General features: G+C 55.6%; 13 protein-coding genes, 1 tRNA gene and 1 pseudogene. 13 read left to right on the top strand and 2 right to left on the bottom strand.

The genetic code is table 11. The features are described from left to right. Positions 1-270 precede the first annotated feature (270 nt). Positions 271-1,287: pseudogene (locus tag ACR0I0_RS09905) on the bottom strand (IS30 family transposase). A 114-nt stretch (positions 1,288-1,401) separates the two neighbouring features. Then, a tRNA-Leu gene (locus tag ACR0I0_RS09900) sits at positions 1,402-1,486 on the bottom strand. A 661-nt stretch (positions 1,487-2,147) separates the two neighbouring features. On the opposite strand from ACR0I0_RS09900, the gene ACR0I0_RS09895 reads away from it, so the two are divergent. The 13 genes from ACR0I0_RS09895 (at position 2,148) to ACR0I0_RS09835 (ending at position 19,479) form a co-directional block, all read left to right on the top strand. Next, the gene (locus ACR0I0_RS09895) at positions 2,148-2,741 is read left to right on the top strand and encodes a hypothetical protein (protein WP_253283273.1); all 594 of its coding nucleotides are present in this window, start codon (positions 2,148-2,150) and stop codon (positions 2,739-2,741) included. Between the two features lie 2 nt (positions 2,742-2,743). Continuing rightward, positions 2,744-4,756: a dynamin family protein gene (locus ACR0I0_RS09890; RefSeq protein WP_171636071.1), complete on the top strand. Its 2,013-nt coding sequence runs from the start codon at positions 2,744-2,746 to the stop codon at positions 4,754-4,756. A gap of 8 nt (positions 4,757-4,764) precedes the next feature. Beyond that, positions 4,765-6,516: a dynamin family protein gene (locus tag ACR0I0_RS09885; RefSeq protein WP_171636073.1), complete on the top strand. Its 1,752-nt coding sequence runs from the start codon at positions 4,765-4,767 to the stop codon at positions 6,514-6,516. Positions 6,517-6,598: 82 nt separating this feature from the next. Then, positions 6,599-6,970, top strand: a complete 372-nt coding sequence (locus tag ACR0I0_RS09880) for a hypothetical protein (RefSeq protein ID WP_253283274.1) — start codon at positions 6,599-6,601, stop codon at positions 6,968-6,970. Between the two features lie 23 nt (positions 6,971-6,993). Continuing rightward, on the top strand, positions 6,994-7,866 hold the full coding sequence (locus tag ACR0I0_RS09875) for a hypothetical protein (RefSeq protein ID WP_480491217.1): 873 nt from the start codon (positions 6,994-6,996) through the stop codon (positions 7,864-7,866). Positions 7,867-7,934: 68 nt separating this feature from the next. After that, complete coding sequence (locus ACR0I0_RS09870; RefSeq protein ID WP_171723765.1) at positions 7,935-9,977, top strand: dynamin family protein; 2,043 nt, start codon at positions 7,935-7,937, stop codon at positions 9,975-9,977. Beyond that, the gene (locus ACR0I0_RS09865) at positions 9,974-11,260 is read left to right on the top strand and encodes a dynamin family protein (protein WP_209833922.1); all 1,287 of its coding nucleotides are present in this window, start codon (positions 9,974-9,976) and stop codon (positions 11,258-11,260) included. Before ACR0I0_RS09870 ends, ACR0I0_RS09865 begins: the two co-directional genes overlap by 4 nt. Before the next feature lie 341 nt (positions 11,261-11,601). Then, positions 11,602-13,788 carry a serine/threonine protein kinase gene (locus tag ACR0I0_RS09860; RefSeq protein ID WP_209833920.1) on the top strand — a complete coding sequence of 729 codons (2,187 nt, stop codon included), beginning with the start codon at positions 11,602-11,604 and terminating at the stop codon, positions 13,786-13,788. Positions 13,789-13,989: 201 nt separating this feature from the next. After that, entirely contained in the window at positions 13,990-15,027 is a 1,038-nt protein-coding gene (locus ACR0I0_RS09855; RefSeq protein ID WP_480491216.1) for an FHA domain-containing protein, read from the top strand. A gap of 3 nt (positions 15,028-15,030) precedes the next feature. Beyond that, positions 15,031-15,813, top strand: coding sequence for a PP2C family protein-serine/threonine phosphatase (locus ACR0I0_RS09850; RefSeq protein ID WP_171723769.1), 783 nt, complete (start codon positions 15,031-15,033; stop codon positions 15,811-15,813). 135 nt (positions 15,814-15,948) lie between these two features. After that, positions 15,949-17,097, top strand: a complete 1,149-nt coding sequence (locus tag ACR0I0_RS09845) for a substrate-binding periplasmic protein (protein WP_480491215.1) — start codon at positions 15,949-15,951, stop codon at positions 17,095-17,097. Positions 17,098-17,141: 44 nt separating this feature from the next. Next, positions 17,142-18,251 carry a LysM peptidoglycan-binding domain-containing protein gene (locus ACR0I0_RS09840; protein ID WP_171636092.1) on the top strand — a complete coding sequence of 370 codons (1,110 nt, stop codon included), beginning with the start codon at positions 17,142-17,144 and terminating at the stop codon, positions 18,249-18,251. Between the two features lie 265 nt (positions 18,252-18,516). Then, entirely contained in the window at positions 18,517-19,479 is a 963-nt protein-coding gene (locus tag ACR0I0_RS09835; RefSeq protein WP_348539516.1) for a glycosyltransferase family 2 protein, read from the top strand. The last annotated feature ends 570 nt before the right edge of the window (positions 19,480-20,049 follow it).

The following is a 20,049-nucleotide window of genomic DNA, read 5'->3' as shown; positions in this document are numbered from 1 at the left end:
CTCGCGCCCAGAGTGCCGGAGCAGGGGATTCTACCGATCAACTATGCTCAAGTAAGACACTCTGCGCCGGTTTCCAGGTTGCGAAGAGGTTTGCTGGCTTTCCGTTTGACGTGGACTTGAAGCGCTTGAACCGTCGAAACATTCAAAAAGCGCAAGAATCTTGAGGTGTTGAAATCAAGGTGAGACGAGACTCAGTCGCTCGATCTCACTCTTACGTACTCCGACATCCGAAGACTGTGAGCGATACCTGAACTGCGACTCCTATTGCCTTTAAGGGTAGGGGGCTCGGCCCATTTCTTCCATCATCTTTTCCCGGAACACCTCGGCGGGCGTCTTCCAGCCCAGGCATTTTCTGGACGTCGCATTGAGGCGGTCACTGATCACCTTCAAGTCATGATCAGTGAGGGCCATAATGTCCCGCTTCCTTGGCGGCCATCTTTGAACGCGGCGGTTGGTGTTTTCGTCCGTGCTTTTCTGCAAGGGTGAGGACGGCTTGCAAAACCAAGTCTGCGTTCCGATCTCGGCCTGCAAATTTGGCCACGAGACAAACTCGGTGCCGCGATCGAAGGTGATGGATTTCCGTACCAGATGGGGCAGGTTGCCCACCGCCTTCATGATCTTGCCCATCACGGGCCTCGTGCGCTTGTTCGGGTTCTTCAGCAGCACCGTAAACCGGCTGACGCGTTCGACCAGTGACGTGACATTTGACTAGCCAAGAGCCTGTTTGAACAGCATCAAATCTCCCTCCCAGTGACCGTACTGACGTCGATGCGCCACGTCATCCGGGCGAAACAGGATGCTGACATCACAGTCAAACTTGGGGGGCTGGCGCTTTCTGGCGCGGCGTGGCCGACGAAACATTCGATGCTCGTGCAGATACCACCAGAGCTCGTCGGCCATGCCTTCTCCGGAATTGATGTAGCGGTAGATCGTTTCCTGACAGACGCGTAGCTTTGCGCCTTCATAGATCATTCGGTTGCCGATCTGCTCAGGCGTCCAGCCATTCTTTAGCCGCTCGACGACACGCTTGCGCAACTCGGGATGGCGGATCAGTTTACGTTGCCGGACGCGCCGATCCGCAGCTTTCCGATGCGCAGACGCGCCGTAGCAGCCATCGCATTTCGGCAGACAAGGATCCGAGAAGAAGTTTCGCATGATCTCTCGATGGATGGTGGCTTTCGAGCGCTTCAACACACGTGCCACCTCTCGAACAGGAACTTCCGCGTGCCTCCAGCGCTCAATTCTACAGCGCTCTTCGATGCTGAGTTGCGAATACACTGTCCTCATGCCATGACCTCCTCATTAGATAACCCATTAGTTTCTAATAGGCGTCGCACTTGGAAGTAGCGCGCACCTGGGCGCACTTATAATTCGTATAATGATGATTATGGTAAATTCATATGGTGCGGGTGGAGGGACTTGAACCCCCACGCCTTGCGGCGCCAGAACCTAAATCTGGTGCGTCTACCAATTTCGCCACACCCGCAACCAAGCGCGTTTGCGCTGGACTGAAGCGGTCAATAACAAAGCTTGCATCGGAGTGCGAGAGGGAAAATTCGAGGAATAGAAAGTTTGTGACTTGCCGGGCCGCCTGGTTGAAAACTGCAACCTGTTTTCGGCCTGGTTGATACCGCAAGCAACGCAACGGTCGCGAAACCAGAGGCGTCTGAAACCCTACCTGCAACCGGTTTGCAAGCAGCTATATGACGCTGCTTTTCGACTTTTGGTTCTCAGGTTGACGCCTGGCACAATCAAGCCATTAAAAACGCGCTAACGTTGAATAGACGCCAGAACTACAAGTCGGAACTTGTGCCGCCAGACTTGATGGAGAATCAAGGCACAACGGACCAGAGTTGATGCAGTCTGATCCGGAAAACTGTCGCAGACTGTGTTACTGGATCTTACAAGGAACATGGTTACATCCTCCAAATCCGGTGTTTTCGGTAAAGCAACGAAACATAAATATCTGTTTTTATTCGAAAGTATAAAATCAAAAGGTTTTCGACCTCCAAATCTTTCGAATGCACCTGAAAAGACGTCACCTTCGCGTCATTTGGCTGCGCCGACTATGCATGCATACAAGCTTGCCGGACGTTTCTCGGTCTGATCTGCCTCTTCGAGATACTCGCGTCGGTTGAGGCATTCTTATGAGAGATCGACCACATTGCCGCCACAATTCAACCGCTAAAAAATCTTATTCGCGCCAAAATAACACCGCCTTGAAGGTACTTGTTGTTTATCAGGAGTTAATGAGTCTTTTTGCCACTTTGGCGCCGGTACGAGTTTTTTTGCTCAACTCCAATACAAGGCTTTCTGCTGTGACCGATTTGAATCCCTCCGCTGCCGCCGAGCAAGAAGCCGTCTTCTTCGCTCGTGAGAGTTTCCTTGGTGAGCTCAAAACTCTGAATCGCGACCATCCGAATACAGGCTTTGGCATTTCGCTTCGAACGCATTCCGGTGAACATTACCTGCTTGCGAACGCACGCATGCCGTTGCCCGCCGCAAAATCCGAAGGTTTCCCGACCGGGCGCCGTGTTGCGTGCCTCAAGAACGGCGACCGCTTCAGCTCGATCGAAGTTCTGGCAGATTCCAAATCGTACGAGACCATTACACCTCGGGCCGAAGCTGAAATTCTGGGCAATGCATTGGACCTGATCGCGCGGATCGACACTCTGACAAGCATTCCGGCGGGGCGTGTCGCGCACGAACCCGAAATTGCTGCAACGGGAACCGGAGGTTAAGTATGGCGCGCAACGATCACCTTTTGTCTGTGGGCAACGAAGCACTGGCACCGATGACGGCGACCATGGCTTCACTGACGGCTCAGATTGATCAACTGACTGAGGTGGCTGATGCGCGCTCCTCGGCACGGCTGGCGACCCTCAAGACCCGGATGGAGAACTTTACCGCTAGTGTCACGATGGTGGGCCAGGTCAAGGCCGGAAAATCCTCGATCGTCAATATTCTTGCCGGGCACCCCGGCCTGCTTCCGTCAGACGTCAACCCTTGGACGTCGGTGGTTACGACGTTGAACATCAACACGCGCCCGCCCGGTGACACAAAGGCCAAGTTCACGTTCTTCGAGCAGGAAGAATGGGACAACCTGATGGTCGGTGGCGGTCGTCTTGGCGAATTGGCCAATCGCGCCGGCGCAGATGACGAGATGGAGGACATCCGCCGCCAGATTGGTGAGATGAAGGCCAAGTCAGAGGAACGTCTTGGCAAACATTTCGACCTGATCCTGGGTCAAAGCCATCAGTATGATCATTTCGATGAGGAACTGATTCAGCGTTATGTCTGCCTGGGCGATGAAGACGATCCCGATATTGATCCCAAAACGGGCCGGTTTGCTGATGTCACCAAATCAGCCGAGCTGTATATGGACATTCCGCAATACCCCATCGCACTGAAACTGTGCGACACACCGGGTGTGAACGATACGTTCATGGTGCGCGAACAAATCACTCTGCGCAGCCTGCGCGGATCCGAAGTCTGCGTTGTGGTATTGGCGGCAAGCCAGGCCCTGACGACAATGGACATGGCCTTGATGCGCATTATCGCGCAGTTCGAGAACCGGCAGATCATCCTGTTCGTCAACCGGATCGACGAGCTGTCCGATCCTGTGAGCCAGGTGCCAGAGATCCGTGACCGCATTCAGGACACGCTGAAACAGAACAATATCGACACAAATACCAGCGTCGTTTTTGGCAGTGCGCTGTGGGCCGAAGCGGCGTTGACCGGGAACCCGGATATTCTGACAGAAGAGTCGCGCCAGGCTTTGAATACGTTCTACCTGGCCGCCGGTTTCGGTGATCAGGCGGCCTCGCTCGATAAAATCTGGGCGCTGTCCGGTCTGCCCGATCTGCTACTGGCCATGAATGAGCGCATTGCAGAAGGTGCCGGAGCGCGACTGATGGACCGCGTCCGCCATCGGGCGCGAAACATTGCCAGTCAGATCCGCGCGACTGCGGTTGCCAGGAATCTTTCCGAAGGTGAAGGCGTTGCACGGGATCTTGACGGCGTATCGCCCGAAGAGGCGGTTAACACGGTGTCAGCCGAATACGAAAAGAAAGTCGCCGAGTTGACAAATGCGCTGCGCGACAAGGTGTTGGAGCGTCTGAAGTCAGCCGAGGACAATTTCGTCAAACGCGCGACGGACTCTCTGATCGCGCATCTTGAAAAAAATGGCGAACAAGGCACATGGCAATACGATCCAGCAGGTTTGCGGACGTTGCAAAAAGCTGCCTATTTCAGTTTCGCCCGCGCCATGCGAAAAGATGCCGGGGCGTTGTACGCAACCGCTGCTGCGGATGTTGAAGCGCTTTATCATAAGATACTCGGCAACCATCTGGGCGAATTCAGCATCGAAGCGCCCATTGTTCCCCGTGTTCCACCGCCTCTCGGCATCGGCCGGACGATCGCACTGGACTTGCAAAGCACCTGGTGGCGACGTTGGTGGCAACGACGAAAGGGATTTGAGGCATATGCGGCGGATTACACGCGGTTGATCGCGTCCGAGGCAAATTCGATCACCAAGGATATCGAGGAAAACCAGATCGCGGCGGTTCTGGAAAACGTTCGCGCGATCCTGACGGATTTCCTGCGCGAGCAGAAGGAAACTCTGCTGAGCATCTCGTCTTCTGCCGACAAGAACCCGGGTCAGACTGCGGCGGCGATGGCGGGCTTGCAGCCACAGAAATCCAAGGACGAGATTCTGGGTGACATACTGAAAGATCTAAGCAACGAAGCGGCATAAGTAGAAAAATGGCAAAAGATACACAAACACGCTTTGTTTCTCCGAAGGCATGGGAACGCATCGAGCAGTGGTCCCGTCGCAAACCGGTTTTCGCCCTGATGGGCGAGTTCAGCGCCGGCAAATCCACGTTGATGAACTTTTTGCTGCGAACGCAGACCTTGCCGACGCAGGTGACGGCAACCCAGTTGCCACCGGTCTGGTTTAGCTGGGGCAATCAGGCGCCCTATATCAAACGCCATGACGGAAGTACTGAACTGATCGAACTGGATCAGCTTGAAACCGTTGGCGTCAATGACGCACAGTTCATCCGCATCTTCCTTGAGGCCGATATTCTGGAAGCTGTCGACCTGATTGACACACCCGGCATTTCGGACCCCAAGATCTCGACGGATGTGTGGCAACGCGCGGTGGGTCAGGCAAACGGCGTTTTGTGGTGTACCCACGCGACACAAGCCTGGCGCGAAACCGAACGCGCGACATGGGTTTCCCTACCCGAGAGGTTGCAACACAACTCTTTGCTTTTGGTGACGCGGGCAGATGCCCTGAGCCTCAAAGACCGTCAAAAAGTACTGCGCCGCGTTAACCGCGAAGCTGGTCACCTGTTCAATCGGTCCATTTTGTTTTCGGCCCGCGACGCGATCACGGCCCGGGACAAGACAGGCGATGCCGAGATGTGGTCGCGCAGCGGCGGCGGCAAGATGATCGACAGTTTCCTGGAGATCACGGAACAGATTATGGACAACCGTGCCGATCAGCTGGCTCGATACCAGATCGACAAGAGCCAAGCCGACGCACCCAAAGTCAAACCTTTGCGCCCTGCCCGTTCATCAAACGAGCCGACAGCCAAAGACGAAGCCACACCCTTGAGGTTGGTGAACCCGTTGGAGGCCGCCGGGCAATCGAACGCTGTAGGCGAAACAGTTGTAACCAGCTTCCCGGTACGACCTGCCCGGGTCGAGCGGCGCTCGGATGAGGCCGAGCGGGTTCGGATCGATGCCGAAGAGGCTGAACGGCTGCGCGCAGAGATGACATCAGAGCCGGTTCCGCTGCCCGTTGAACCCGACACAAGCGATGATCTGCGTTCCTTTTTCAAAGACACCTCGAACGACCCGCTGGAATTGACGAATGTCGCGGGCCTTGAGGATGACGAAGACGAATTCGAGCTGTCCGTTGACGCCGATCTGGAGGACGAATTGGATGACGACACGGGCGCTCTGGATGATGCGGAAATCAGCCCCGCACCTCTTGCGGCTGTTGACAATTCCGATGACGTGCTTGCCTCGCTGAACACTTCGATGCGAGAGACCCCGATCGTGCCGGATGGCGCAGAAGAGGAATCCGAGCAGGCCGATTTGGCTGAAGATCGCGGCATAGAAGTTTCTGTATCCTCGATTACGGCATTGATGGCCGCGCAAACCGGCAACACTGCGGATGAGTATGAGCCGGAACCCGAAACCAGCGGTTTGATCGAAGCTGCCACCACCGAACAGGTTGACGCAGTTGAAAGAAACGTTGCCGCGCTAGGTGACCTGCACGAAGTTGCGGTCGGATCGCCTCTCAGCGCGTCGGATATGTGGCACGAGGTTTCAAGAAATGAAGACTTGCCGCAGGATGCAGCAGGGCTGAAGAACGTATTCAAGGCCTTTCTGGCCGAGTTTGATCAGATCGCCATTGAACACAACGAAAGGCAAACCAAAGAGGCACTTCGATCCATTCCGAAAGCCAAAGAAAACAGCGGTGCTGAATGGCATGTGTTGTAAGGGTGTCCGAATCGAAGTAATGAGAAACTCATAAATGAAAACAATGGATTAGATGTCTATTCAAACCGCACTGAACTCCGCCATGGAAACGATACCCGACTGTATAGCAGCCGGGTATATCGACATGGAGACGGGGATGCTTTTGGGCAGCTCTGTTTCTGATTCCGACTGCGCGGATTCGTTGGATGTTTTGGCGGTGGCTGTGGCCAATCTGTTTCAGGGGCGCGGGGTTGCAGCCTTTGAAGCGCTCTTGCGTCAGGCCGGCAGTGCAGACGAAGAAAACGCTGGCTTCGGGGAAGTCGCCGTTTTTTCCAAGGACAGGCTGAACATCTTTCTGCGGACCAAGGAATATCCTGATCATGTGGTCTGCTATATCTGTCGCAACAGTGCGAATGTCGGACTGGCGCTTACCAAATCACATCTCAGTCTGGGGCCGGTCGCGGCCGCGGTTTGAACGGGACCAGAGGGGGTCACGGCATGATGGACACGGACATTCTCGACCTGCTTGAAGATATCAGGCGGACCTCGGTCGCACGGCTGTCTCCGACCGTGCGGATCGCTGGGGAAACAGCGGCCGCGCGCCGTTCTGCGGTATTGCGGGCAATCCGCGGCACAGTATTGCCGCGCCGGTTGGAATTTACCGCCGCAAACGGGGATTGTCTGGCAATCGAGGTGAACAGCTCCCGGATCACGGATGTTTTTAAGGTTCCGGCAGGTGAGGTTCCGGACTTTGAAACGGAATCACGCGCCGAACTGATCGAGAAACTAGCCGGATTGGTCTCCGGCATCTCCGGTTCGCCTGCTCCGCTTGAACTGACGTCGGGCAGACCGGACACAGCGCTTGAAGTGGATGACGTGGGTATCACCTACAGTGAAATCGAGAAAGCCTGCGCTGCCATTGAGCTTCCGTCCGAGCCGATTGTTTCCGTCGTCCCGAGTGCTGAGAAACCTGTTGATGACTTTCCATCCGCCGAGGCAACACCCGATGCAGCGGAAACACTTGCCCAACGTTTTTTTGAAGCGTCGAGCCGCTTTGCCTCGGGTCGTGTGTTCGTGGACAATTCGGACGAAGCCGCACCTCTTTTGGAAGGCGTTTGCAAGCCATCTGAGCCGATGCATCCCGACCAGGACACGCTGGCCCGTTTTGTGGCTGATCTTGCCGGCTGGGATGGCGACTCTCAGCATGAGAGTGAAGACCCGCAACTGATTGTCATGCGGCCATCGGGCGGGAAAGGGGCTGGTCTGGCCGTCTTGAGTGACCAAGGTCAGATCGCGGTCGCCATCCACGAAGCCCGCAAACTGGGGGCGGTCGTCAACCTGTGGACCTCTTTGCAGGAGGCCGAGAAATGATTGCCTCCGTTGAATTCAAATTTTCGACTACTTCAATCTGTTTATTATTGTAATCAGGGTAATGAGTAATGAGTGAAACACATCGCCGCGAACTTATTCGCATAGCAGAAGAAATGAACGGGGCAAGCAATGATGAAACGCGCCAATTCATTTCGCGCATCATTGGTGATCTTAGCAATCTGAAACCGTCAATTGCGTTTGTCGGGCAAATCAAGGCTGGAAAATCGCGTCTGATCAACGGCTTCACCGGTCAGGCAGAGTATTTGCCTTCGGATGTAAACCCCTGGACAACTGTTATAACCGACATGCATTTCGGGCACCCTTCCCGCAGAACCCAAGGTGCCGAATTCCACTTCTTCGACAATTACCAATGGCAATCACTGATCGCCGAAGGTGAAGAACTGCGCAACATGTTTCCCGATGACGAGGACAGCTATAAGCGCGAGATGATCGAAGAACAGGTCGAGGCCATGAAGGTCCGGGCGCGTCGGCGTCTGGGTGACAGCTATGAACAGCTGCTGGGCCAACAGCACGATCTGGACGAACTGACGTCAGATGACCTCGCCAGATATGTCTGTGCCGGGGATGATCCGTCCGAGGACGGGGCTTTGGACCCCGGAAGCGATCGCGGCCTTTACAGCGACATCACTCGCAAGGCCGAGGTTTATTTTGACTTGGGCCATTTTCCGTTTCCGCTGACGGTCACCGACACGCCCGGTGTAAATGACCCCCTGCTGATCCGTGAAGAAATTTCACGACAGTATCTGAAGGAATCCGATTTCTTTGTGGTGGTTCTGTCCGCGCATCAGGCATTGTCGCGCGCGGATCTGAAACTGTTCCGGTTGATGCAAGCGCTGGAACTCGGGCAGATCGTCGTCTTCATCAACCGTGTGGATGAACTGGGCGGCGGGGCCGAAGACGCGGCCAAGGTTCGTCTGGATGTATTGGAGGGGTTGGAAAAGGCGCTCGGCAACTCGAACATCGATGTCCTGATGGGCAGCGCGCAATGGGCGCACTATGCTCTGACCGGTGATGAAACCGGAGTGAACCACGACCACGTTCTGGCATGGCTGCGCGCCCACCCGGAACAGATGCAGCAATATCTCAACGGTGTGGCCGAGATCAAACAAGGCCCGGGACCGATCAGCCGCGAAGCGGTTCTGCGCTTTGCCGCAATGATTGCGTCCGGCCTGCCCGATCTGCGCCGTCATGTCACTCAGGCTTTGACGGACGGACCGATCAACGAACAGTTGCGTATGGCCTGGCAACATCTCGACAGCTTCGCACGCGGGGAGCTTGAGCGCTCTCAGGTTCGTTTGCGGGCGCTGCAAGATGAAGACGGCTTGGATGTCCGAAATACCGATGAAAGCGACAAGACACTTGGCGACCTGCGGAAACTGATTGCTGAAAAAACGCAAGAGATCACGCGTGACATGGATGATGTCCTGTCGAATCTGCGCGGGGTCATGGATGACACTGTCTCGGAATCGGTGGCTATCGTTGTGCGCGGGCCGGACGGCCAGTCGCCTCTGCTGGCAAAAGGCGGAGAGACCGAGCTTAATTTTACGCCATTGCGCGAGCGTATGCGTGAACTGGTACAGGGGGCATCGCAAGTTGTTCGGCAGCGCATGCTCAGCGAGCTTTACGCGATCGACATGCATTGCAATGCCGCCTTGCGGGCATTGCCGGGATGGCAAGAGCCGGTCGACAATCGCATGAACACCAGTGCTGTACGTTGGTTCCGGCCGGACACCACCGCCCTGACCCGTGGCATTACCGTTGAATTGCGTGTAAACTGGCTGTCGCGTCTGATCTCGCGCAATAGCGTTGTGGCGCGTGCAGAAAGGCTGATCGTGCAGGAGTTCGAGCTGATCGGGGATGACCTGATCGACACGACCCGCGACGATCTGTTGGAACGGCTGAATACGGTTCTGGACCACTATATGGCCCTTCTGGCCGGTCATCTTGAGCACCGTTCCAACTCAGGAGAACTGAACGCCCAGGCGGAAGCGCAAGGTGCCTTCGACAAAGCACGTCGCATTGCAGCTGAGCTGGAGACGGTTTTTGGAACACCCGATGCGGATGAAAGACAAGCAGAGGCTGCGGAATGATTGAATTTCCCGGAACTGAAAAGGAAGTACGCCAACTGGAGCGCTTCCTGACCGCAACTGAAAACCTGACGCCTGACGAGGCGTTGGAGGATATGCGTGCGCGGGCTCTGTCCCACGCTGAACGTCTGTCAAACGCGGTCAATATCGGTTTCGCCGGGGAATTCGGCGCAGGCAAGTCAAGTCTGGCGAACATGCTGGCTGGCGCGGACATTCTGCCAACCGGCCCGCAGCATCTGAAATTGCCGCTTGTGATCGTCGCCTACGCGGATGCGCCCGAAACGACTGTCGGTTGGTGGAACAGGGAACCAAAGACATACTCCGGCATAGTGCTGGAAAAAGCGGCCCAGGAAGAGCCCGATTTCATATCGGTCGGTATCAATACTCCGGCCCTCAAGGAAATATCGCTGTTTGATCTTCCGGGCTCGGGTGCTCTGGATGATACCTACAAGCCGACTTTGGATCTGCTGAAATTCGTCGATTGTGCCATCTGGTGCACAAATGGAACCAATGCCTGGCGCGAGACCGAGCGTCACTTGTGGTCTCAGGTGCCCCCGGAGCTTCGGGCCAACAGCCTGCTCGCCGTAACACATGCTGATCTGCCACCGGTGCAGGGTGCCCTGGACCGCGTCCTTGCGCGTCTGAACAAGGAAAAAGAAGGAATGTTCCGCGCCGTTGTCCCAATTGGCACACCGGTCGCCGTGCGTGCCATGGCGCAGGAGCCAGAGCCCGACTTTGCGCTTTGGGAAACCTGCGGCGGGCAGAACCTTGCGGAACACGTGCTGGAAGCGGCATCCGACCGGCGCCGTGGCGATCTCGAGGCTGCGCGGAAAGATTTGCAGCAGGACTTCCTGCCCTATCTTGAGGCGCTGAAGGGCGCAGAGCCAGAACCTGTTTCGAATGACACCACATCGATGCAGTCAACGCTTGGGTCTGCCCTGCCCCCGTTGAACAACCCCATTCTCGAGGACTGGCTGGCCGCAATAGCAAGCATCTATGAAGATCTACGTGAAACCTCTGATATCGAACCGGCCGCGTTTCTGAGCAGCTGTCAGGAGATCGTCGAAGATTTTGCGGAACGGCTGGAACAAGGTGGCGAAATCGACCCCGAAGCTGATTGGATTCCCGCAGAATTTGAAAAGGCGACAGATTTGCTTCTGTTGCTGCAATTCGAAAGCGGGGACGCACCATTGAAGGACGCAATCAGCATTCTGGCGCAGCTGGGCGACAACCTTGCATGGGCTGGCAGCACGGTCGCAGCGGCGCAGCCGAAAACCGGAACCTGACGCTTTCCCGTCAAGATTGAGCTGCATTGCAGCGATTCGAAGGGCCGAGGAATCGGCCCTTTATTGTTTCGAATTCGTGGACCAACACGCTTGATTTCGGGTTTAAGTTTTCAATAAGCCCATACTCATTGTCTATATATAGATTCACTTATACCGTTAGGCACAACATATGCCATCACGCGAAAAACGATCCATAGTGAAGCCATCAGGCGGCCCCAATAAAGTCAAATTTGAAACGTCTAACCGTTCTCAAGTGTCCTGCGGTTGTTTTTGGTTGTGAGTTCGTGGGCTGTCGGCCCGGTTTTTCTAAGCCGCAAAATGAATAGAACGGGCGGATTGAAATGAGCCACAACCAGGCTGTCGGCGCGACGCACGACGAACCGAAAATTGAAGGATTGCAGCCAGGCGCAAAGCTGTTGCGCGGGCAGTATGAAATCCTCCGCTATCTCAGCAACGGCGGATTTGGGATCACTTACCTGGCGCGCGACAGCCTGGAGCGCGACGTCGTGATCAAAGAGTGCTTCCCCGGAGCGCTGTGCCGCCGCAACGGTGATCTGGTCGAACCAAACGACCCGTCCTTCAAGGACGACCTGCGCTCGATCATTGACCTCTTTATTCAGGAGGCACGCAATCATGCGCGTCTGGTACATCCCAATATCGTAGATGTGCATCAGGTGTTCGAAGACAATGACACCGCATATATCGCGATGGATCTCATCCGTGGGTGCGACCTGCTGGATTACGTGGAAAACCCGGAGAATGACGGCGGCCCTGATTTCATCGTTCAGGTCACCGAAAAAATGTTGTCCGCGGTGTCTTTCATTCACCAGAGCGGCATGTTGCATCGGGACATTTCGCCGGACAACATTCTGATTGATGAAAACGGAGACCCCGTCCTGATCGATTTTGGCGCCGCACGCGAGCAAGCGGCGAACAAATCGGCAGCATTGCTGACACTGCGCGTGATCAAGGATGGATACTCTCCGCACGAATTCTATGTGCGGGGCGCGGATCAAGGGCCCAGCAGCGACCTTTATGTTCTGGCCGCCACGCTTTATCACGCCATCAGCGGTGAACGCCCCATCGACGGCCAGAGCCGCCTGAACGCGTTCAACAACGGGCAGGATGACCCCTACACGCCATTGACCGGTCGTTTCGAAGGATACCCAGACGGGTTCCTCGAGGCGATTGACAAGGCGATGGAAGTTCACGCCACGGATCGTCTTCAATCTGCATTGGATTGGTTGCGCATGTTCCGCGGCCCTGGTGTCATGTTTGACACATTCGCCTATCGTCCCGTGTCCGTGATTGTCGGCATGGATCGCAAAGACAAAGAGGAAGAAAAGGCCCGGATCAAGGCCGAAAGCGAGAACGCCGAAGCCGTAGTTACGGCCCTGCTGGCCGGAAACTCGGACATCGTTCTTGGCAACGAAGACAAAAAAGATGGCGATCTGGCCAAAATCTCAAAGAAAGAGGAAACCCCGGTCGCTGTCGATACAGTGGTTCAGAGCGGGTCCGGCGGCAGCGGCAAGCTGATTGCAGGCGCGGCTGTTGTTGCAGTTGCGTTGGCCGCAGGTGGTTTCTTTGTGATGTCCGGCGACAAGACGGAAGACCAGGCAGAAACACCGGTCGCGCAGCCCATGGCAGACATACAATCCGCTGAGACAGAGGCGCCCGTTACCGATCCTTCTGTCACAGAGGCCACCGATCCCGAACCCGAAGTGGTCGTTGCACCCGAACCCAAACCGGAAGAGCCTGTCGAGCAGGCACAACCAGTACCTGCGGAGCCAGCTGCCACAGAAACAGCCTCCGTAGACACTGAACGTTCCGAAATTCCGGCACAGTCGGAAGAAGTGACTGATATTGCAGCAGTGTCTGAGATCGAGACACCTGCGACTGATGCAATCGCCAACGCCGGTGTTCCGGCGGAACAGCAGGTGGCGTTTGCGCATTGGGATGTCGATATCCCCTTCCAGACATCCCGCCGCCGCGGCTCGACCGGAGCCACCATTGCAGTTACGGGGGTGGACGCCAATCAAGACATGAGCGTGATCGGCGATTGGGTACAGCGTGGCGCTGTCATCTATACCCTGAATGGCAGCCCGGTCCGCCAGGATGTACCTTTTGCGGCGCAGGTTCTGGATAACCTGAAGGTTGATGCCGATGGGTACACAAGGGTTGCTGCCCGCTATCGCCCGCTGGGTCAGACCCGGGCGCAAAATGGTTTGTTGGCCCTTCCCGCCATACGATCCGTTGGTTTAGAAAATGGTTACACCTTTACCGTGAGCGCCGATGGCAATAGCGGATGGCAAACCACGGTGAACGCAGTTCCGGCTGACGCGGCAGTAAGCCTGCAAAAAGACGATGTCCTTCTGAATGAAAGCCATTCCGGCATCACATTTGACGGCTCGGAAAGCCTTGATGAGATGCTGGCCGCACTCGTTTCAAGCGAGCAGCCTGAGGCAAATCTGACAGTGTTGCGCAATGGGGCCGAGACGGCCGCAATCATGCAACTTGCACAGGAGTAATCTGACCGGTTCGATAGTGATCTGCCAGTGTGTGTTTGCTGAGGGTGGTATCAAGGTGTGCCACCCTGGCGGGAACCGGCCCGCCGCAGAATGTACCAGTTCCCATGGGTATCCATTGAGTGGCTCTGCGCTGACGTGCAGGGAACAGTAGCAGCTTACGACGCGGCTTATCTGCGTCACTAACTTGAAGGTGTCGACACCATGTTCAAATACAAAAGCCCTCTGAGCCGGCTTCTCGAAGGTGCCGGCAAATCCAAAGAAGAAGACGTTGCCGAGAAACCGGCCACAGTAGACGGTGCTGTAAGCGAAGAAGAAAAGCAGGAACCCATTGCGGATTTCAACGCTTTGCGCGCCGCATTGGCCGGTGGAAACATGACATCCGAATCCTATGAGGAAACGGATGAACTGATCCCCGAAGAAAAGATGCCCGAGTTTGACGAGGCCGAGCCGGAGGCAGTGGCCGAACCCGAGGAGTCGATCTTTGCCGAAGACAGTTCGGAAGAAGACAACTTGGAAGAGGGCGACGCTCTGAAAAACGTTCTGGTGGAAGAGAATGTCGAAGAACTGGTTGAGGTCGAGCAGGTTGTCACCCTGCATGTGACGGAAACACCCGCCGAGACTTCGCCAGAGGAAGCAACGGCCGAGGTCGTGTCCGAACCTACCAAGCCAGAAGTCGGCGAGGTTGAGGTTGCCGAAGCTCCGGCCCCAGAAGAGAAGCAGGTCGAAGACGCGGTTGAGCCGGTGATTGAGCAGGTTGAAACAGCCCCTGCCCCGGTCGAGGATCGCCGTTCACGGGTCAAGACGACATTTCTGGGATTTGAGCGCGCCGATACGCATGTTCAGGACCTGATCGAATCCTCCGAACCCGTAGCGAAAGCAGAAGCGGCGCAAGAGACATTCCCGGTGGGCTGGCTGGTCGTAACAGCCGGTCCGGGACGAGGTTCAAGCATTACGCTCACCGAAGGCCTGATGCAAATCGGGCGCAACGATGACCAGGCCATTCAGTTGGATTTTGGCGATACCGGCATTTCGCGCTCGAACCATGCAGTCATCGCCTATGACCCCGAAGACCGGAAGTGTTACTTGGGCCATGGCGGCAAGGCCAATCTTGTACGTCTGAACGGCAAACCTGTTCTCAGCACCGTGGCCCTGTCCAACGGAGACCTGATCCGCATCAGCGAAACCTCGATCCGGTTCATGGCTTTCTGCGACGACGGTTTTGATTGGCGGGATTCCTGATAAATGCTGGCAACTCCGGCATATGATGTTGCGCTGATCCTGAACCAGGGTCAGCGGGAAACGCAGGAAGACGCGATTGCAGCCCGCATGTTTGACGCGTCGGACGCGGGCTATGTTGTGATTGCGGACGGTATGGGCGGCCATGAGGCGGGTGAAATAGCTTCGGAAATGGTAGTGGCTGCATGGCGCGACGCGCTGGACGCAGAACTTGAGGCAGAAACCCTGAACGAAGGATCCGCGATAGATGCGCTTCCTTTGGCCGCCATGCAAGCCAATGCCGCGATCGCCAACTACACCGAGGCCAGGGGTCATGGCTTCAACATGGGATCAACCATGTTGGGTGTCCTTCTTCTGGGGCGGCGTGTGTTCTGGATTTCGATCGGCGACAGCCCTCTTTACCTGTTTCGGGACGGAGCGTTGACGCAGGTCAACGAAGACCACTCGATGGCACCCGTGATTGCGTCGAAAGTGGCTTCGGGCGAGATCACCGAAGCGGTGGCCCGGGACATGGACAGCAATCAATTAACGTCCGTGGTTACAGGCGGGGCCATTCCCAAAGTGGATTGCCCGGAAGATCCATTGATCGTGTCGCCCGCCGATGTCCTGATCCTTGGAAGTGATGGGTTGCAGTACATCAGCGACACCGAAATTCAAGCCATTCTGCGGGATCATCAACAGGGGCTGGCTCAAGACATTGCCGAAGCATTGCTGACGGCTGTGCAGGCCAAGGGTGACCCGGATCAGGACAATCTTTCTATCGCAGTGGCGAAACTCACAAGAACCTAAACAGGCAAAGCAACAGGACCCATGATAAAGCACTTACTCATATCAAGCCTTGCCCTTGCTGCCGCCACGGGCGCGGCATCTGCGCAAAAGGCGTGTTCAAGTTATGAAATTCAACGCGGCGATAGCTTACGGGAATTGGCAATCGAAGTGTATGCGACCGAGGACTTTCGCATCATTTTCGACGCGAACCGGGATGTTATCGGTTCCAACCCCAATATCATCCGCGTCGGCGACGTTCTGGAACTGCCCTGTCTGGAAGATGTCGGGCGTGCTCCGGCGCTTGCTGACACCGAGGCAGAGCGGCTGGCCGCCGAAATGGCGGCAGAGCTGGTAAAAGCCGCAGAAGAACGTGCCGAGAAAGCCGTGGCCGAAGCGGAAGCCCGCGTTGCCGCAGCGGAAGCCGAGGCAAAGAACGCGAGTGAAGAGGCGGTCGTTGCAGCACGCGCTGCTGCCAAGGAAGAGATCGAAGCCGCCCGTGCCGAAGCTGCCGCTTTGATCCGAAATGCCGGAACGGGTGAACGGCCCGAAATCCGGGACCGTCAATTGCTGTTGATCACTGGCGGTAACTACGCTCCGTTCACCGATGAATCTCTGCCCAATCGGGGGCTCTATACCCATCTGGTTGAGACAGCGATGTTTCGTGCCGCTCCCGAACAGGCCTACAAGATTCAGTTCGTGAATGACTGGTCTTCGCATCTGGACCTGTTGATGCCGACACTCGCATTTGACGCCACCTTCCCCTGGTCGCGTCCCAATTGCGAAGAGGCCGTTGCGCTGTCGGAAGATGATCGCAATCGGTGCGAGACCTACAATTTCTCAAACCCGTTCTACGAGGTCGTGGATACGTTCTTCGCCCGCGAAGGTTCCGGCTATGAGGAGACATTGACCTATGCCGATTTTGCCGGTGCAACGATCTGCCGGCCAGAGGGTTGGTCTTTGTCTCACATGGACGCTGTAAGCCTGTACGAACCGGTCATCAAACTTCTGCGGCCAACGTCACCGGATGATTGCTTTCACGCTTTGATGGAAGGCACCGCAGATATCGTCGCCATCGAGGCACATCTGGCAGCCGAGGCAATTGAACGGCTTGGGTACAAACACCGGATTATCGAAAACCCCAACCTTGCGGCCATCAAGTCGCTCAACGTCATGACCCACAAAGATAATCCTGATGGGGAAGCGATCCTTGAGACGCTGAATCAGGGTCTGGCAATCATGCAGCAATCGGGCGAATGGCGCGACATCGTGTCAACCGCCCTGCGTCATCAAATGGAAAATGGATAAGGCCCCGATCTGGCCTGACAAACTAAAGTCTGGAGGAAGTGGACATGTTTAACGAGAAGATGAAAAAGGTAGCGCTTTCAGCAACTGCTATTACCGCTCTGAGCGCAGGTGCCGCTGCAGCACAGGAAGCTTGCACCAACTATACCGTCCAAGACGGCGACACCATGGCGACCATTGCAATCGCAGCTTATGGCACGTCGAACTATCAGCCGATTTTCAACGCGAACCGGAACGAAATCACCAACCCCAACGCTCTGGAGCCAGGTCTGGTTCTGGCCCTTCCCTGTGAGGACGGTAGCCTGCCCAATGGTCAGAGCGCGCAGGAAATCATCGCAGCTGAAGAACAACGCGCGGCCAGCGTCAAACGTTCGAGCGTCTACCAGCCACCGATCAAGCTGGTGACCGGCAATGGCTGGGCACCTTTCGCCGATGAATCGCTGAACGGCGGCGGAGCAATCACCCGTCTGGGCACCACGGCTTTGCAGCGTGGCGGCAACGCGCGCGACTATTCCGTAAGCTTCGTGGATGATTGGAACTCGCACTTGGAAACTCTTCTGCCTCTTGGCGCCTTTGACGTGTCCATGGCGTGGAACATGCCGGATTGCACCAACCGCACCTACGAATGGTCCTGGGAAACCGAGGTGCGCTGCACCCAGTTCGATTCATCTGTTCCGGTCTACGACATTGTCGTCGGGTTCTACACCATTCCGGAAAGCCAGTATGCGAATGCGACAACCTTTGAAGAGCTGAAGGGCGCCACGATCTGCCGTATGGATGGCTGGTTCATCCATGATCTGGAACAGGAAGGTCTGCACAACGGTGAAACCATGACGCTGATGCAGCCGATCACCGCACGCGAATGCCTTGACGCGGTCCTGACCGGCACCGCAGATGTTGCAACCTTTGAAGTTCAGCTGTTCTCGGACACAATGGTTGAAATGGGCCTGAACCAAAACGACCTGGTTGAGAACCCGTACGTGACCTCGCTTTCCTCGCTGCGCTTTATCAGCCACCGCAGCAATCCGTTCGGCAAGCAATACCTGGCGATGCTGAACAAAGGCCTGAACGAGATGCGCGAAACCGGGGAATGGTATGCGATCGTCTCCGACACGCTGCGCGAGCACAACGAAAAACTGATGGCAGCGTCGAACTGATCCCTCGGTTCAGCTGAAACTTTGGGGCCGGTTCTTCAATCGGCCCCTTTTTTGTCAGCGTCAAACACGAGGTTTTTCAGAATGACAAATTTTGGCCTCTTATCTGCTTCATAACAGCCTCAAATACGCAGCACCTTCAACCCCAAGCACGATCATCATTCAATTGATGCCAATGAAAGAGCGTGATTTGCATATGATACAGGGCGCCTTCAATATTCAGAATAACTCACCGTCGTCCGCGACCAGATCGGATTTGGACGTTGCAGTGATCTTGCCCTGCTACAACGAGGCCGTTGCCATAGGTGAAACCGTTCGGCAATTCCGCGCGGCCCTGCCCGACGCAACGATTTACGTATATGACAACAATTCCACCGACGACTCCGTCAAGGTCGCGCTTGAGGCAGGCGCGCGGGTCTATTCCGAAACATACCAGGGCAAAGGCAACGTGGTCCGTCGAATGTTTGCCGACGTTGATGCGGATGTCTACGTTATGGCTGACGGGGATGCGACCTATGACAGCGCGGCGGCGCCGGAATTGATCGACATGCTCGTTTCGCAGAATCTGGATATGGTCAACGGCGCCCGTGTGAATGAAGAAACTGAAGCCTATCGGCGCGGCCACAAATTTGGCAACGCGTTGTTCAGTTGGCTTGTGAAATTCTTCTTCAACAGCAAAATCAACGACCTGCTTTCGGGTTACCGCGTTTTCAGCAGACGCTTTGTCAAAAGCTTCCCCGCAGTATCAAACGGGTTCGAGATTGAAACAGAGCTAACAGTTCATGCGATGCAGATGCGCATGCCAATCGGTGAGGTTCAAACAAGGTATTCGTCACGCCTGCCGGATTCGAACTCTAAGCTGGCGACGTTTTCCGACGGGTGGCGGATTCTCAAAATGATCGGCTTGTTGATCAAGGATGAAAAGCCCGTTGCGTTTTTCCTGTCATTGGCCGTGTTGATGTTTTTGCCTTCGCTCTTTGTGTTTGCATCCGTATTCCGGGAATTTTTGGAAACAGGGCTTGTCGATAGAATTCCGTCTGTCGTCGTCGCAGTATCCGGTTTTGTTGCGACAATGCTGTCCATAGTCTGCGCTTTGATTCTGGAATCTCTGGCTCTTGCCCGGAGGGAAGCACGTCGTCTGTCATATTTGCAGCACAAAGGTGTAGCTGCGTCAGGCGTTGACCAAATCAAGCCATCGCTTGTCGAGGCTCAAACCCGTCGATTTGGCTGATTAAAATCAACCCCCAGTTCAATGCTAGGCAAATGAACGGCCTGTTCGCGCGTAAGCGTCTGAACACGCTGGTTTGTTCAAGGATTTGGTGAACCAGATACGCAAATGGCCAGCACCCCAAATGCTGGCCATTTTTCTGAGTGAGTGATATAGCCCTAAGGCCTCACCAGTGAAATTCTTTGTCCCCAAATACCTAACGCGGACTGAAAACCGGCGCTATTGGGGGAATCCCGTAAATCTTAAATTTTTCCAAAAATCAGGATTTTTCGATCCTTGCTGACCGCCCTGTTCGCAGTTTCAGGAAAGCGATCGAAATTTGCGCCTGGTGTCCGGACGGCCCAAGCGCTGGAACCCAACGTGATGCGCAGATGTTTACCGGGCACACATTGCGCAAGTCGTTCATAGGACCTGACAAGGTTGGTTTTAACGGCGCAGCCACAGCAAGCTACAGATCGTCAGGCGTAAGGTTCGGGGCGGGTCTTTGGGCAATCCCGCGTTCCATGAAAAGGACCGCACAAAGGCGGTCCCTTCGTGTTTTGATGTCGGACGAAACTCGCCCGCCTGTTCGAC

It is taken from the genome of Ruegeria sp. AG6, assembly GCF_056541565.1.
Note: the sequence above shows the minus strand (reverse complement) of the source record. Positions and strands in the feature narration are given on the sequence as shown.

Excerpts from the sequence above, each read along its gene's own strand:
- ACR0I0_RS09850 (WP_171723769.1), top strand. The coding sequence starts at position 15,031 with ATGCTGGCAACTCCGGCATATGATGTTGCGCTGATCCTGAACCAGGGT.
- ACR0I0_RS09875 (WP_480491217.1), top strand. The coding sequence starts at position 6,994 with ATGATGGACACGGACATTCTCGACCTGCTTGAAGATATCAGGCGGACC.
- ACR0I0_RS09890 (WP_171636071.1), top strand. The coding sequence starts at position 2,744 with ATGGCGCGCAACGATCACCTTTTGTCTGTGGGCAACGAAGCACTGGCA.
- ACR0I0_RS09865 (WP_209833922.1), top strand. The coding sequence starts at position 9,974 with ATGATTGAATTTCCCGGAACTGAAAAGGAAGTACGCCAACTGGAGCGC.
- ACR0I0_RS09880 (WP_253283274.1), top strand. The coding sequence starts at position 6,599 with ATGGAAACGATACCCGACTGTATAGCAGCCGGGTATATCGACATGGAG.
- ACR0I0_RS09840 (WP_171636092.1), top strand. The coding sequence starts at position 17,142 with ATGTTTAACGAGAAGATGAAAAAGGTAGCGCTTTCAGCAACTGCTATT.
- ACR0I0_RS09870 (WP_171723765.1), top strand. The coding sequence starts at position 7,935 with ATGAGTGAAACACATCGCCGCGAACTTATTCGCATAGCAGAAGAAATG.
- ACR0I0_RS09895 (WP_253283273.1), top strand. The coding sequence starts at position 2,148 with ATGAGAGATCGACCACATTGCCGCCACAATTCAACCGCTAAAAAATCT.
- ACR0I0_RS09855 (WP_480491216.1), top strand. The coding sequence starts at position 13,990 with ATGTTCAAATACAAAAGCCCTCTGAGCCGGCTTCTCGAAGGTGCCGGC.
- ACR0I0_RS09860 (WP_209833920.1), top strand. The coding sequence starts at position 11,602 with ATGAGCCACAACCAGGCTGTCGGCGCGACGCACGACGAACCGAAAATT.
- ACR0I0_RS09885 (WP_171636073.1), top strand. The coding sequence starts at position 4,765 with ATGGCAAAAGATACACAAACACGCTTTGTTTCTCCGAAGGCATGGGAA.